We start from the raw sequence: 14,959 nt of genomic DNA on the forward strand, positions 1-14,959 counted from the left end.
GGTATGAATTTCTCCGGTATGCTCCTGGACTCCGACGTTCTTGCGGAGATCCGTAAGGCGGATCCAGACCCCGCCGTGGTCGCTTTTCTGCGCCGCCGCTCGTTCCGGCACATGTACATTTCTGTGCTGAGTATTGGCGAGCTGAAGGGCCTGTACCCCTACCCGGAAACTGATCGCTGGATTACCGAACTTCTTGAGCGCTTTGGCGACCACGTTATTAATGTGGATGCGCGCGTGAGCCTCGAGTGGGCGGGCCGTCAGGCGCCGCGCGGCGTGCATGCTGTGGGTCGTGATGATGCCGGTCCGCTGCCTACCGCCGCCCTGGAGGGTCTGATGGCGGCGAGCGCGAGTGCCTATGATTTGGAGCTGATTTCTTCTAAGGCGCAGGTGTACCGCGCCTGGGGTGTTGAAGCTTCCAACCCGTGGACTGAGGATTAAAACTTTGTCGGATGCGCGTCCTCGCGTGCATACCTGTGTGAATAGTTGTGAGAACCCGCTTTCGAGTGTTAATCGGAGGCGGGTTTCGTCGTTAATTCGTGGCATGATTGAAGGACGATGAAAAGCACCTCACCTATCTCGCGTTATTCCATGCCCATGCCTCTGTGGCTTCAGGGTGTTGTTGAGCTAATTGTTACTGCCCTGTTCTCTGCGCTTGCCGTGTTTGCGGCGATGTCTGCCGTGTGGGCGACTAAGGGTTTTGGCGACATGGAGTTCTCCTCCGTGGCCGCCATGTCGGCGCACCTGTGGCTTCTGATTCACGGTGTTCCGCTGGATCTTGCGGCTGCTTTTGGTGCTTCTGCCGGCACGATGACGCTGGTGCCGCTGGGTTTGAGTATTCTGCCTCTGTTGCTTTGTTACCGTTCGGGTCGTCGCCTGGCGCGCGCCTCGTATGAGGGTGAGTTTTTGATTCCGGTGCTGTCCGGTTCGGTGACCTATGCGCTGATTAGTTCGGCGATGTACGGTTGGGCGAGCCCGCATCCTCAGCCTCTTCAGGCGCTGAATGCTGCCCTGGTGCCGTTGGGTATTGTGGTGGCTGGTCTGATGTGGGGTGGCTACCGTGAGGCGCGTTCGCTTTCGCGCATGGTGGGTGTTGATACTGCGGAGCAGATTTCGCAGATGAGTCAGTATTCGCGGTGGGCGGGTTCGTACGCTTGGGCTGTGGTGCGTGCCGCGGTGGTTGCTTTTGTGGCGCTGATTGGTCTGGGTGCGGTGCTTTTGGGTATCGGTATTTTGGCGGGCTGGTCGCAGATTGTTGCCACCTACCAGGAGCTGCACGCGGGTGCTGTGGGTGATACTGCGGTGACTCTGTTGCAGCTGGGTTTCTTGCCGAACTTGGTGATTTATGCGATTGCGTGGTCGACCGGTGCCGGTTTCTCCTTTGGCGCGGGTACCTCGGTTGGTTTGACCAGTAGCGATGCCGGTACTTTGCCGATGCTTCCGATTCTGGGCGCTGTGCCCGAGTCCCTGGGAAGCGCCGGCCTGCTGGGTCTGCTGGTGCCGCTGGCTGCCGGTGCGATTGCTGGCTGGTGGTTCTTGCGTGAGGGTGAGGATCACCTGGATGAGTGGGTTGCGCTGAAGGTTCCCTTCCGCCCGCTGTCTGCGCTGATTTCTGCTGTGGCGTTGGGCGTGGTGACCGGTATTCTGACGTCCTTTGGTGCCCTGTGGCTGGGCTGGATTTCGTACGGCTCCCTGGGTATTGGTCGTTTTACGGAGGTTGGTGCTGAGCCGCTGACCTTCGCGGCGCATACCGCGTTGACGGTGGGTGCCGGCGTGACTTTCGGTATGCTGCTGAGCCGCGCCCTGGTGCCGGACAGCAGCCGTGAGCTGCCTCGTTTTGCGGATGAGCGCCCGAACCTGGGTGAGCGTCTGATGAGCTTTACTGCCTCGACCCGTGAGCGTTTTGCGGAGTACCGTGAGCAGCGTGCGCAGGCGCGTGCGGAGCGTATGGAGCGTGAGGCTGAGGAAGCCGCCGCACGTGAAGCGGCAGAGCGTGAAGCAGCAGAGCGTGAGGCGGCTGAACGTGAAGCTGAGGAGGCGGCACGCGCACAGACTTCCGAGAACGTTGCTGAGCCTGAACAGTCTGTTGTATCTGAGGTCGCGACCGGTCACGTTCCGGTGCATCCGCAGGAGCCTGTGGTTGCCGTCCCCGTGGAGGCGACCGAACAGCTGGCGCAGCGTGCGGCGGCGGACGCTTTTGCAGACATCGTTGAAGAGCGTGAAGAGGCGGCTGAAGAGCCCGCTTCCGAAGAGGCTGCTGCTGAAGAGAGCCCCGCTGAGGAGTACGAGCCGATTGAGGCCGTTCAGCAGGTCGATTACCTGCACTCTGCCCACGCTGACTCTGCCTACGTTGACTCTGGGCAGGCTGAGGGTTACGAGAGCATTGAAGCATCTGTTGAGCCTGCCTCCAACGAGCACACTGCATACGAACACAGCACCTATGACCCCGCCGTATACGCTCATGACCCCTCCGAGGAGGAGACTCGCGAGCTGATCCAGGAGCCCGTCTACGAGGCTGCCGAACCTGTGGCAGCTGAGCGTGAGAACGCTGTTGAAGAGCCCGCAGAGCAGACGCCGCGTTCGAAGGGCCGTGCGAGCCGCATTATGGCGTACTTCGGTTTTGGTCTTGAGCAGCCCGCCGCAGCGCAGGGTTCAGAGGCGGCAGAGAGCGCCCACGCTGAACCCGCCCCGCAGGATTCCGCTCAGGACCGCGCGCTTGAGCGTGCGCAGAAGCGCGAGGCGAAGAAGGCGGCCAAGGCGGCACGCAAGAAGCAGAAGAACGACCTAGAGCGTGATTTTGTGGATCGCGAGCTGGATGTCCTCTCTGCCGATCAGGCGATGAGCCGCATCTTTGAGGTTCGTAGCCAGACCGGCATCCTTCCGCTGGTGACCGATGAGGCGTCTACCGTGGAGCTGCCCCCGCTGGATGTCAGCTCCTCGAAGTCCCAGGGCTCTAATGCGCAGGGTTCTAACGCCCGCAAGAAGAACTAGCGCGCAGAACCCCTAACGAGCTGCAGAAGAGCTAGAGCTGGACGTGCCGGTGAGCTTGTCCATCGTGCCCTGGAACTTCTGGTCGCAGGTGTACATGTCGGTCTGGGTCAGCGCGGCGGCGCGGCACTCGCGGTACTCCTGCGCGCCGGGCATGAGGGCAAGACCAATGCCGCCCAGCAGGGTCATCGCGCCGTAGATAATGCTGACGCCCGCGGCAATGTAGAAGAACCAGGGGCCGCGGTAGACCGCGGTGCGCACGATCGCAATAATGCTCAGGGTAATGCCGGCGAGAGCGAAGATGAAGAGCGCCAAGAAAAGCGGCATCGTGGAGAGCACGAAGGAAGACGCCGCAAAAATCACCAGCGCGGCAGCAATCAGCATGAGCGAGGTGCGAATATTCGCTTTCTGCTGTTCGATGGGGTCGATGGGCTTGCGCGGCTTCTTACCCTGAGGTCCTCGAGGCTGCGGCATCATGTTCTGCGGCGCTCGCGGCGGAACCTGCTGGTTCTGCGGTGCGCCGTTGCTCGGGGTGGGCTGCTGCGGTGCGTTGTTCGGTGCGTTGTTTGGAGTGTTCTGCGGGGGAGTAGACATACCTATAAGGGTACCGTCCCGTGCGCCCGTGACCTATTGAGTGCGTGCCCTGTTGAGTTTGCGCCCAGCAAACCCCGGTGAAGCCCCATGAACCCCCATGAACCCCCATGAACCCCCATGAACTCCAGTGAACCCCGGTGAGGATTCATCCCGCCGGGGTTTCTTTGTGCTCACCTTTGGGCTTTGGGTGTTTTGTGAACCTCTTACCCCCTTTGGATAAGGGTGTGAGACGGGTTATACTAGTCGGGTGCGAATTGTGGTTATGGTATCCGGCTCCGGAACGAATCTTCAGTCCATCCTCGACGCTGTAGCAGCGGGCGAGCTTCCCCTCGACATTGCGGCAGTGGGCGCCGACAAGCCCTGTCTGGGCATTGAGCGTGCCCAGGCGGCGGGTGTACCCACCTTCCTGGTTCAGCCCGGCGACTACGCCGACCGCCCCTCCTGGAACCGCGCGCTGGAAGAAAAGATCGCTTCCTACAACCCCGATTACATTGTGTTCGCTGGCTTCATGCGCATTGTTGACGCGCAGCTGGTCGAGCGTTTCAGCAACCGCATCATCAACACCCACCCCGCCCTGCTGCCCTCCTTCCCGGGTGCGCACGGCGTGCGTGACGCCCTGGCGCACGGTGTGAAGATTACCGGCCTGACCGTGCACTTCGTCGACGCCGGCGTTGATACCGGCCCCATCCTCGCCCAGGCGGCAGTGCCCGTTCTGGACGACGATACCGAAGAGACCCTGCACGAACGCATTAAGGTGCAGGAGCGCCGCCTGCTCGTGCAGACCATCGCGTCTCTCGCTGAATCCCGCGGCGCTGAATCCCGCGGCACTGCATCTGACAGCTAATTTCGCCCACTAAATTTTTCGCGGCGGAATGAGCCGAGCTCAAACCCCGCCGCCCACACACGTTCCGTTGTGCCCATTTGACGCGCTCACCTTAGCGTCACGCACAGCGGCGGGGAATACCCCCACACATATCCTGTCTATCCGGGCAGGCTACGTCCATCCACCAGCTGTGCCGCCGAGAACCGGCGTGCACGTCTAAAGCATCGGAGTATTTGTGTCTCTCATTGAGCTCGATCGCGTGCCCCTGCGCCGCGCCCTCATTTCTGTCTACGACAAGACCGGTCTGGAGGAGTTCGCCCGCGGCCTGCACGAGGCTGGCGTCGCGCTGGTCTCCACCGGCTCCACCGCATCCACCATCGCGGCAGCAGGCGTACCCGTCACCGAGGTCACCGAAGTGACCGGTTTCCCCGAGTGCCTCGAAGGCCGCGTGAAGACCCTGCACCCGCGCATCCACGCCGGTATTCTGGCGGACCGCCGCAAGCAGGAGCACATCGACACCCTCGACGAGCTGGACGTTGAGGCGTTCGACCTGGTGGTTGTGAACCTGTACCCCTTCGTTGAGACCGTTGCATCCGGTGCCGATCAGGACGCCATCATCGAGAAGATCGACATTGGCGGCCCCTCCATGGTTCGCGCTGCCGCGAAGAACCACGACGCCGTCGCTATTGTTGTGGACCCCGCCGACTACGCGCGCACCGTTGAGGCCGCTAAGAACGGTGGCTTCTCCCTGGACGAGCGCCGCCGCCTTGCCGCTGGCGCATTCGCCCACACCGCCGCATACGACACCGCTGTGGCTACCTGGACCGCATCCCAGTTCCTGCAGGATGAGGATGCTAACTTCTGGCCCCCGTACGCTGGCCTGGGCTTTGAGCGCAGCGAGACCCTGCGTTACGGCGAGAACCCGCACCAGCGTGCCGCCCTGTACGTTGACCCCGCCGCTGCCCCCGGTATTGCTCAGGCGGAGCAGCTGCACGGTAAGGCGATGAGCTACAACAACTACGTTGATGCTGACGCCGCTCTGCGTGCCGCTTACGACTTCGACGAGCCGGCTGTTGCCGTTATCAAGCACAACAACCCCTGCGGTATTGCTGTGGCAACCCCCGGCGCGGCTGACCCGATTGCGGACGCTCACGCGAAGGCGCACGCATGCGACCCGCTGTCCGCATACGGTGGCGTGATTGCCGCTAACCGCCCGGTGACCGCCGCTATGGCTCAGACCGTCAAGGGCATCTTCACCGAGGTTGTCGTGGCTCCCGGCTTCGAGCCCGAGGCGCTGGAGATCCTGCGCGAGAAGAAGAACCTGCGCCTGCTGGTTCTGCCCGAGAACTTCGCCCGTGAGGCTATCGAGTACCGCCCCATTTCCGGTGGCGCACTCTTCCAGGAGGCTGACCGCCTGCAGGCTGAGGGTGACGACCCGAAGAACTGGACCCTGGTCGCCGGTGAGGCAGCTGACGAGGCAACCCTGCGCGACCTCGAGTTCGCCTGGCGTGCACTGCGTTCGCCCAAGTCCAACGCTATTCTGCTTGCCGATAACGGTGCCGCAGTGGGCATCGGCATGGGCCAGGTGAACCGCGTGGACTCCTGCAAGCTCTCGGTGGAGCGCGCGAACACCCTCGGCGGTGAAGGTAACGAGCGTGCCCGCGGTGCGGTTGCCGCATCCGACGCGTTCTTCCCCTTCGCTGACGGCCTGCAGGTTCTGCTGGACGCCGGCGTGCGTGCCGTCGTGCACCCGGGCGGTTCGATCCGCGACGAGGAAGTTATCGAGGCGGCTAAGGCTGCTGGCGTGACCATGTACCTGACCGGTACCCGCCACTTCTTCCACTAAACATGTGTAGCGGGCTCAGTACGCGCTGAGCTACCTGCTGTGAGCGGGGCATCCTGGGGTAAACCCGGGGTGCCCCGCTTTCATACCTGGTGCCCGTGCATCCGTATTGTGGGCAGTCGTATTTATAGAATTTTTGCTCTATTTTGCGCCGGATTTGCGCATGAGGGCGCGTCAACGGTGACCCGGATGCGCACGGATTGGCTAAAAGTTCGCTAGGATTAGGTTGTGCCTAAAGTCAGCGAAGAATACAAAAAGAACAGGCGTTCTCAGATTGTAGAGACCGCCCGCGAATGCTTCATCAAGCACGGTTATCAGAAGGCTTCGATGAGCGACATTATTGCGGCCACCGGCCTGTCTGCTGGAGCGATCTATAACCACTTCTCTTCCAAGGATGAGATTATCCTGGCGGCAGCCCGCATGGACATGGCGCCCTTCGACCGCATCCGCGCCGAACAGCCCTGGGACTACGTGTTCGGGTGCCTGAAGGTGCTGGACACCCCCAAGATTCGCCGTCACCTGCTCGTCACCTGGGGCGAGGCTGTGGCAATGCCGCAGCTGGCGACCGTGGTTTCTGAGCAGCTGAGCTACCTGCGCGATCAGTCCCTGGAGCGCTACCGCGCCTGGGGCGCCGCTGAGCTGGACTTCACCGAAGAGGAGCTTGAAGAGTGGCTGACCGTAATTGGTGCCGCGGTGCTGTCGGTGCTGACCGGTTATGTGGTGCAGACCCAGCTGGTGGCTGGCGGTAAGAAGGAAAGCGCTCGCGAGGCGTACCTGGAGTATGCATCCGCTATTCTGCGTCAGGCGTAGGGCGCACAGACCTACGTAAACTGCCATGATAAGCCTGTCGGGGTGTGTTGTGCGCCCCGCGCTGGTGCCGTACTGGCGCTGTAAAACTTCATCGTGATGCTTGGTAAAGCCCGTTTTCCTTCTCGAAGGAAAGCGGGCTTTACGGTATTATGAGGTGTAGCTCATATTTTTTCATTCGGGGTTTTCAGCTGGAGGCGCCCGCCGCCTCCCGAAGACCGCCCGGCACACGCCGCGGCAACCCCGATGATGAGCGACCGAAGATAACGCAAAAACACTCCCAGGAGCGTAATGTCCGAGCAGAAGATCCTCGAGATGCCCCTCGCCGACCTCGACCCCGAGGTTGCAGAAGCCATTGAGCTGGAGCGCAAGCGCCAGCAGAACACCCTCGAGATGATTGCATCCGAGAACTTCGTCCCCCGTGCCGTCCTCGAAAGCCAGGGCTCGGTGCTGACCAACAAGTACGCTGAGGGTTACCCCGGCCGCCGCTACTACGGCGGCTGCGAATTCGTCGACATCGTTGAGTCCCTCGCTATCTCTCGCGTGAAGGAACTCTTCGGCGCAGAGCACGCGAACGTTCAGCCCCACTCCGGCGCGCAGGCGAACAACGCCGTCATGCACGCACTGCTGAACCCCGGCGACACCATCATGGGCCTGTCCCTGGCACACGGTGGCCACCTGACCCACGGTATGAAGCTGAACGTCTCCGGCAAGCTGTACAACGTTGTTGCGTACAGCGTGGATGAGAACGGCCGCGTTGACATGGATCAGGTGCGTGAACTGGCGCTGGCTGAGCGTCCCAAGCTGATTATTGCCGGCTGGTCCGCATACCCTCGTCAGCTGGACTTCGCCGCATTCCGCGCGATTGCCGACGAAATCGGCGCATACCTGTGGGTGGACATGGCTCACTTCGCTGGTCTGGTGGCTGCGGGTCTGCACCCGAACCCCGTCCCGCACGCACACGTGGTCTCCTCCACCGTGCACAAGACCCTGGGTGGTCCCCGTTCCGGCTTCATCCTCTGCACTGAGGAACTGAAGAAGAAGATTGACTCGGCAGTGTTCCCCGGCCAGCAGGGCGGCCCGCTCATGCACGTGATTGCTGCGAAGGCTACCGCGTTCAAGGTCGCCGCATCTGACGCGTTCAAGGACCGTCAGAAGCGCACCGTTGAGGGCGCACAGATCCTGGCGAACCGCCTGCTGCAGCAGGACGTGAAGGACGCCGGCGTTTCAATCGCTTCCGGCGGTACCGACGTTCACCTGGTGCTCGTTGACCTGCGCAACCACGCGCTCAACGGCAAGGAAGCAGAAGACCTGCTGCACGACGCCGGCATTACCGTCAACCGTAACGCTGTGCCGAACGACCCTCGCCCGCCGATGGTGACCTCCGGTCTGCGTATCGGTACCCCCGCGCTGGCGACCCGCGGCTTCGACGCCGAGGGCTTCACCGAGGTTGCCGACATCATCGCTTCCGTTCTGCTGCCGAACCCGGACATTGCCGCTCTGCGTGCCCGCGTTGATGCGCTCTGCGCCAAGTACCCCCTCTACCAGGGCAGCGAGAACTGGTAGACCCATGAATAACCCCGTTCGCGCATCCGCCTGTGTGGCTGATGCGAGGGCGGGGTTATTTCGCCCTCTTACTTTTGCCGCTCTACCCGCCACATCCGTCGAGGGATGTAACGGGGGAGTGGCACCTCTAGGGGCACACCCTAGAACCCAACACATGGACCATCCGTTTCGGCGAACCCGCCGCAATCTATGGAAGGAAAAACAATGCCCCAGATTCTAGACGGTAACGCAACCGCCGCAGCCATCAAGGCGGAGCTGAAGGAGCGCGTCGAGGCGCTCAAGGCTAAGGGCATCACCCCCGGCCTGGGTACCGTCCTGGTCGGTGACGACCCGGCATCCCGCTCGTACGTGGGCGCTAAGCACCGCGACTGCGCAGAGATCGGTATTAACTCCATCCGCGTGGACCTGCCCGGTGACATCACTCAGGAAGAGCTCGACGCAGAGATTGACAAGCTGAACAACGACCCGGCGTGCACCAGCTACATTGTGCAGCTGCCCCTGCCCAAGCACCTGGACACCAACCGCGTTCTGGAGCGCATCGCCCCCGAGAAGGACGCTGACGGCCTGCACCCGACCAACCTCGGCAAGCTCGTGCTGAACGTTTCTGAGCCGCTGGATTCCCCGCTTCCTTGCACCCCGAACGGTGTGATTGAGCTGGTGAAGCGTCACGGCATCGACTGGAACGGTAAGAATGTGGTCGTGCTCGGTCGAGGCATTACCGTGGGTCGCCCGCTGGGCCTGCTGCTGACTCGCCGCGAGGTGAACGCGACCGCAACCCTGGCTCACACCGGTACCGAGAACCTGGACGAGGTGCTGCGCGAGGCTGACGTCATTGTCGCCGCTGTGGGTGTTCCGCACGTGCTGAAGGCTCACCAGGTCAAGGACGGCGCAATCCTGCTGGACGTTGGTGTTTCCCGCGCTGAGGACCCGGAGACCGGCAAGAAGAAGCTCTTCGGCGACGTCTCTCCGGAGGCGGCTGAGAAGGCGTCCTGGGTTTCCCCGAACCCCGGTGGCGTGGGCCCGATGACCCGTGCCGAGCTGCTGGTGAACGTGGTTGAGACCGCGGAGCGTCAGGCGGCATAAGGCTCGCAACGTTTCAGAGCTGATAACTCAAAAGGGCGGTGCCCCGGTAGAACAATCTACCGGGGCACCGCCCTTCACACTGTCATCACAAGAAAAGGCAGATGCTAGAGAATCATCTCGTAGAAGTAGGCATCAGCGAGGTACAGGGTCTCTGCATACTCGACGGGGCTACCTTCCTCGGTGTAGCCGGTTGCGCAGACCTTGAACGCCGCCTCGCCCACGGGTACCTGCTGGTTGAATGCTTCGGCATCGGCGTCGGTGAAGAGCGCCGCGCTGGTGCGTACGCGAGCGTGCTTGATTGCGTTGGGAGTGTTAGCGAGCTGATCGAGGGAACTCGAAGTGCCGGACATTTCTGCCATCATGGCGTCCAGGATGCTGCTTGCGGCTGCCTTCACGAAGTAGGAACGCTCAAAGCCAATGACTTCGTGGTCGGCAAGGCGTAGACGGCGCACGAACAGCACCTTCTCGCCCACCGGCACGGATAGGTGAGTGGAGATCTCTTCGGTAGCGTCCACCCAGCGGGTCGCAATCATGCGGGTGGAGCCTTCAAAGCCGCGGCGGCGCATATCATCAACGAAGGTGTCCACGCGCGGAATGTAGGTCGCGTCGCTACGCTCAGCAACGTAGGTGCCGGAGCCCTGCACGTTGTAGAGCAGGCCGCGTTCAACCAGAACCTTCAGGGCGCTACGAACCGTCTGGCGGCTCACCCCAAAGTTCTGCTGAATCATGCGCTCGGTGGGCAGCTTATCGCCGGGCTTGCCGGGAATAATGTAGCGCTGCTCAATGTAGTGGATAACCTGCTCATACTTCGGGCCGGGAATCGGGGGTAGCTCGTAGCGGCTCTCAGCGTTGTGAGCGGTACTTTCGGATGCGGTGGTGCCTGCAGAATGTGAGGGGGCACCGTGGTCGGTGGTCTGTGAGGAGTGTGAATTCATCACCCAATAGTTTACCGTTCAGCCAGAGAAAAAACGCGCACGAGTGAAAATTTCTCTTCCCTCAAACTGGCATAATTAAGACTATGCATTTTTCTACTACTCCTGCACCGCGCCCGAGCGGTCTGCTTCGCGTGGCAAGCGTGAATGTGAACGGTATCCGAGCCGCCTACAAGAAGGATATGGCGGCGTGGTTGGCGAACCGTGACATCGACATTCTCTGCCTGCAGGAGGTGCGCGCCCCCGACGCTATCGTGCGTGAGCTGCTGGACGAATCCCAGTGGCATATTCTGCACGCGGAGGCCGCCGCTAAGGGTCGTGCGGGCGTGCTGGTGGCGACCCGCCGCACCCCGAACTCCGCCGGTGAGGTTCTGGAGAACCAGCCGGTCGCAACCCGCTCGAACATCGGTGAAGAGTACTTTGACGACTCGGGCCGCTGGGTTGAGGCGGACTACGTTCTGCCCAATGGCAAGACCCTGACCGTGGTCAGCGCCTACGTTCACTCCGGCGAGGTTGGTACCCAGAAGCAGGACGATAAGTACCGCTTCTTGGAGCGTATGTTGGTGCGCATGCCCGAACTCGCAAAGCACTCGGACCACGTGCTCATTGTGGGTGACCTGAACGTGGGCCACACCGAGCTAGATATTAAGAACTGGAAGGCGAACCAGAAGCGTGCCGGCTTCCTGCCGGAGGAACGCGCCTACTTTGACCGTTTCTTCGGCGATATCGGGTACCGCGATGTGGCTCGTGAGCTGGCGGGTCAGGTGCCCGGCCCCTACACCTGGTGGTCTTACCGCGGTAAGGCGTTCGATAATGACGCAGGCTGGCGTATCGACTACCACATGGCGACTCCGGCGCTCGCCGAAAGCGCCGTGGAAGCGGTCGTGGACCGTGCGGCAAGCTACGATGAGCGTTTCAGCGATCACGCGCCGCTCGTGGTTGACTACCGCATCGGTGAGTAAGACTCGGACCCACCTACAGATAAGTTTTTGAAGATGTGCTGCACCGTCCGCAGCACCGCACAGGAAGAACTGCACAGGAAATAACTATGGCAGACGAAAAGAAGCAGGATAAGTCCCTCATCCCTAACGCCTCTCAGCAGAAGGCACGTATCTACTCGGGTGCGCAGCCGTCGGCTGATTCGATGCACCTGGGTAACTACATTGGTGCTGTGAACAACTGGGTGGCGTTGCAGGACGACCCGAATAACGAATGTCTGTTCTTTATCCCGGATATGCACGCCATCACCGTTCCTCAGAACCCCGAGGAGCTGCGTGAGCGTACCCGCCTGACCGCGGCGCAGTACATCGCCTCCGGTATCGACCCGACCCGCACCCCGCTGTTCGTGCAGTCGCACGTGCCCGAGCACGCCCAGCTGGCGTGGATTCTGAACTGCTTCACCGGCTTCGGTGAGGCGTCCCGTATGACCCAGTTCAAGGACAAGTCCCAGAAGCAGGGTGCTGAGAATGCCTCCGTGGGCCTGTTCACCTACCCGATTCTGATGGCTGCCGACATCCTGCTCTACCAGGTGGACGGCGTGCCCGTGGGCGAGGACCAGCGTCAGCACCTGGAGCTGACCCGTAACCTGGCTCAGCGTTTCAACTCCCGTTTCGGTGAGACCTTCGTGGTGCCCGAGCCGGTGATTCTGAAGGAAACCGCCAAGATTTACGACCTGCAGGACCCGACCTCGAAGATGTCCAAGTCGGCGGCATCCGATAAGGGCCTGATTAAGCTTCTGGACACCCCCAAGGTCACCCAGAAGAAGATCAAGTCCGCCGTGACCGATGACGGCTCCGTCATCGCCTACGACCGCGAGGCTAAGCCCGGCGTCTCCAACCTGCTCTCCATCTACTCGGCAATGACCGGCGAGAGCATTGACGAGATCGTGGCACGCTACGAGGGCAAGATGTACGGCCACCTGAAGGTCGACCTTGCCGACATCGTGGTGGAGCGCCTCACCCCGGTGCGTGAGCGCACCCTCGAGCTGATGGACGACCCCGCCGAGCTGGACCGCCTGCTGGCTGTGGGGGCATCCGCTGCCCGCGAGATCGCTACCGTCACCATTGAGAACGTGTACAAGAAGGTTGGCTTCCTGCCTGCCGCCGCAATCTAGCGCGCTGTTCAGCCTGCCCGGCTGAGGCGCCGCATTACCTGCACGATTGAGATGACAGCACAAGAGAACTCTTCGAGCCCCACGACGGCTCCTGTATCCCCGACCCTGAAACCCGGTCACCGCTACCTGAGCGTTATTGCGCATGTGAGCGGTGAGAATGTTCAGCGCCTGGAAGAGTGGAAGCGCACGGTAGTTGGCGGTGCTGCGGCACCGATTAGCACGCACGTGACCGTGTACCTGACGGAGCTGACTGAATCGCTGCTGGCTGCGGTGCAGTCCCCGCAGTTCCGCGAGGCGCTGGACGCACCGCGTTTTGAGGCGCGCTGGGGCTCGGTACAATCCTTCCGCCCGGTCACCGAGGTGGAGTACCTGAACCTGGAGGCAGGCAAGGCCGAGTTCGAGCAGATTCATCAGAAGCTGGTTGACCTGTTCGGCACCGGTGCGGCGTCCTTCCCGTACGTGCCGCACGTGACCCTGGGCCACGGGCTCACAGAGGAGCAGGTAGCGAACGCCCACGAGGTGTTTGATGCCCTGCCCGCCGAGCAGCGTACCTTCACCGTGGATCATCTGCATTACTACTCCTACGACGGGCAGAACTGGGAAGAAATTGGGGTTCTGCCGCTGCGTTAGGAGCTGGCGTATAAACCCGGCATACATAAAGAGAGATGCGACCGATAGGTTATCGGTCGCATCTCTCTTTACGTTTTCGCTAGGTTTATCTCAGTGTGAGCGTGCTGGTGGGAGCGTCCTAGTGGGAGTGGCCCTCGTGAGCCTCGCCGGACTCGTGTGCTTCGTGCTCGTGCGCGTCAGCGGAAGCCAAGGAGGAAGCCGCGCCGTGCGAGCCGTGCGCCTCAGCCTCAACCGGTGCAGCGTTCGCGGAGGAAACACCCAGGATCTCGTTCGGGGTCTTCGGAAGCTCCACGCTCATCAGCTCCTTGGGTGCTGCCGGGTTCGACAGGGACACCGCAATGAGCTTCTTGGTTGCCGGGTCGGTCACATAGGCGGTCTTACCGTCCACCCACAGCGCCGGACGCTCGTCCTGCCAGGTCTCAGATTCGGTCCACGCCTCCATGAGCTGTACGGAGCCCAGCTCGGCACCGGTTGCCGGATCAAAGACGCGCAGCTTACCGTCGGTGGTCAGCAGCAGTGCCTCACCCTGGGGGCCGCGAGCCAGCGAACGGAAGGTGTAGCTCACGCCAGAAGGCAGGGAGTAGACGGTGCGGGTTGCCGCAACGGTGTCGATGATTGAGAACTTCTCCGGGCGCTCCAGCTTAGCGTCCTTGTCGGTCTTGTAGTCCGCCAGAACGTACTGGGAGTCAGCCTTGCCCGCCTGGTTACCGGAGCGAGAGTATGGGTCTTCAGGGTTGGTGATCTTGGTGAACTTGCCGTCCTTGTAGACCAGCGCGCCGTCGGTGCAACCGATGGAGAACGCGCCGTCCTTGGCGATAGCTTCACCGTGAACGCCGGGGCATGCGGGGCTCTCGAGAACGGTCTTACCCTGCGCGTCCACAACAGCGGCACCGGTGCGGGTCTTTGAGTCGCCGACTGCTACCAGGTACTGGTCGTTGGGCAGCGGGATTGCGAAGCCGTGGTGCGGCTTCGGCAGGGTGACGGTGGTGGTCTCCAGGGAAGAGGCGGTGCGCTTATCGTGGGTCAGCTTCGCCGGATCGTACACGGCAAAGGAGCCGGTGCCGTCGGCGAAGGCCGCAACCTTGCCGTTGTCCTTGATGACGTGACCGGTGTGGTCAGCTGCAAGAGACAGAGAAGACAGGGAGGGCGCGGTGGTGTAGTAGTGCGAGTGGTCGCCGTGCGCTACGGACCATACGCCGGTGTCCAGGAAGGTGTAGCTATTGCCGTCTGCAACGACGAGGTGGCGGTTATCGCCAGCGTCGGAGAGGCGCAGGAAGCCTTCCTTGGGGATGTCTGCGAGCAGCTTCATGTCCTTGGCGTCGTATACGAGTACGCCGCCGTCGTAGGTGATGGCGACGCGACTTGCTGCGCCCTTGCCTTCGGTGATGGGTGCGGGGGTTGCGCTCGCGGAGGTGGAAGCGCTGGGGCTGGTCTGTGCGTTCTGGGTGGCCTGGGAGCCGCATGCGGTCAGGGCGAGGGCGGCTACTGCGCCGAGTGCGCCGGCACGGGTGAGGAAAAACTTACGGGTCATGTGCATGCACCAAGATTAACATGAGAATGGTTCTCTATAGAAGCTACTCCTT

13 protein-coding genes are annotated in these 14,959 nt (G+C 61.8%); 10 read left to right on the plus strand and 3 right to left on the minus strand.

The features are described 5' to 3' along the window. Nucleotides 1–3 precede the first annotated feature (3 nt). A complete protein-coding gene (locus RQ593_RS03780) occupies nt 4–438 on the plus strand; it encodes a plasmid stabilization protein (protein WP_049337480.1) in 435 nt (144 codons plus the stop codon). A 117-nt stretch (nt 439–555) separates the two neighbouring features. Continuing rightward, entirely contained in the window at nt 556–2,988 is a 2,433-nt protein-coding gene (locus tag RQ593_RS03785; RefSeq protein WP_311449869.1) for a DUF6350 family protein, read from the plus strand. A gap of 12 nt (nt 2,989–3,000) precedes the next feature. On the opposite strand, the gene RQ593_RS03790 is transcribed toward RQ593_RS03785, so the two are convergent. Then, nucleotides 3,001–3,579: a 4-hydroxyphenylpyruvate dioxygenase gene (locus tag RQ593_RS03790; RefSeq protein WP_311449870.1), complete on the minus strand. Its 579-nt coding sequence runs from the start codon at nt 3,577–3,579 to the stop codon at nt 3,001–3,003. A 262-nt stretch (nt 3,580–3,841) separates the two neighbouring features. On the opposite strand from RQ593_RS03790, the gene purN reads away from it, so the two are divergent. From purN to RQ593_RS03815, 5 genes are all read left to right on the plus strand, one after another. Further along, nucleotides 3,842–4,423 carry a phosphoribosylglycinamide formyltransferase gene (gene purN, locus RQ593_RS03795; RefSeq protein ID WP_311449908.1) on the plus strand — a complete coding sequence of 194 codons (582 nt, stop codon included), beginning with the start codon at nt 3,842–3,844 and terminating at the stop codon, nt 4,421–4,423. Nucleotides 4,424–4,637: 214 nt separating this feature from the next. Then, nucleotides 4,638–6,248: a bifunctional phosphoribosylaminoimidazolecarboxamide formyltransferase/IMP cyclohydrolase gene (purH, locus tag RQ593_RS03800; protein WP_311449871.1), complete on the plus strand. Its 1,611-nt coding sequence runs from the start codon at nt 4,638–4,640 to the stop codon at nt 6,246–6,248. 225 nt (nt 6,249–6,473) lie between these two features. Beyond that, nucleotides 6,474–7,055, plus strand: a complete 582-nt coding sequence (locus RQ593_RS03805) for a TetR/AcrR family transcriptional regulator (RefSeq protein ID WP_005506809.1) — start codon at nt 6,474–6,476, stop codon at nt 7,053–7,055. Between the two features lie 288 nt (nt 7,056–7,343). Further along, nucleotides 7,344–8,618 carry a serine hydroxymethyltransferase gene (gene glyA, locus RQ593_RS03810; protein ID WP_311449872.1) on the plus strand — a complete coding sequence of 425 codons (1,275 nt, stop codon included), beginning with the start codon at nt 7,344–7,346 and terminating at the stop codon, nt 8,616–8,618. A gap of 204 nt (nt 8,619–8,822) precedes the next feature. Next, on the plus strand, nt 8,823–9,701 hold the full coding sequence (locus RQ593_RS03815; protein WP_294603980.1) for a bifunctional methylenetetrahydrofolate dehydrogenase/methenyltetrahydrofolate cyclohydrolase: 879 nt from the start codon (nt 8,823–8,825) through the stop codon (nt 9,699–9,701). A 104-nt stretch (nt 9,702–9,805) separates the two neighbouring features. On the opposite strand, the gene RQ593_RS03820 is transcribed toward RQ593_RS03815, so the two are convergent. Continuing rightward, the gene (locus RQ593_RS03820; RefSeq protein WP_397545895.1) at nt 9,806–10,639 is read right to left on the minus strand and encodes a GntR family transcriptional regulator; all 834 of its coding nucleotides are present in this window, start codon (nt 10,637–10,639) and stop codon (nt 9,806–9,808) included. Nucleotides 10,640–10,719: 80 nt separating this feature from the next. Here RQ593_RS03820 and RQ593_RS03825 point away from each other — a divergent pair, with 80 nt between their 5' ends. From RQ593_RS03825 to RQ593_RS03835, 3 genes are all read left to right on the plus strand, one after another. Then, nucleotides 10,720–11,595 carry an exodeoxyribonuclease III gene (locus tag RQ593_RS03825; RefSeq protein WP_294603979.1) on the plus strand — a complete coding sequence of 292 codons (876 nt, stop codon included), beginning with the start codon at nt 10,720–10,722 and terminating at the stop codon, nt 11,593–11,595. A gap of 86 nt (nt 11,596–11,681) precedes the next feature. Further along, entirely contained in the window at nt 11,682–12,746 is a 1,065-nt protein-coding gene (trpS, locus tag RQ593_RS03830) for a tryptophan--tRNA ligase (protein ID WP_070676095.1), read from the plus strand. A gap of 51 nt (nt 12,747–12,797) precedes the next feature. Next, nucleotides 12,798–13,376 carry a 2'-5' RNA ligase family protein gene (locus tag RQ593_RS03835; RefSeq protein WP_311449873.1) on the plus strand — a complete coding sequence of 193 codons (579 nt, stop codon included), beginning with the start codon at nt 12,798–12,800 and terminating at the stop codon, nt 13,374–13,376. A 118-nt stretch (nt 13,377–13,494) separates the two neighbouring features. Here the strand turns inward: RQ593_RS03835 and RQ593_RS03840 are convergent, their stop codons facing one another. After that, nucleotides 13,495–14,907: a hypothetical protein gene (locus tag RQ593_RS03840; RefSeq protein WP_311449874.1), complete on the minus strand. Its 1,413-nt coding sequence runs from the start codon at nt 14,905–14,907 to the stop codon at nt 13,495–13,497. Nucleotides 14,908–14,959 lie beyond the last annotated feature (52 nt).

The sequence above is a fragment of the uncultured Rothia sp. genome (genome assembly GCF_963507905.1).
GTDB lineage: Bacteria > Actinomycetota > Actinomycetes > Actinomycetales > Micrococcaceae > Rothia.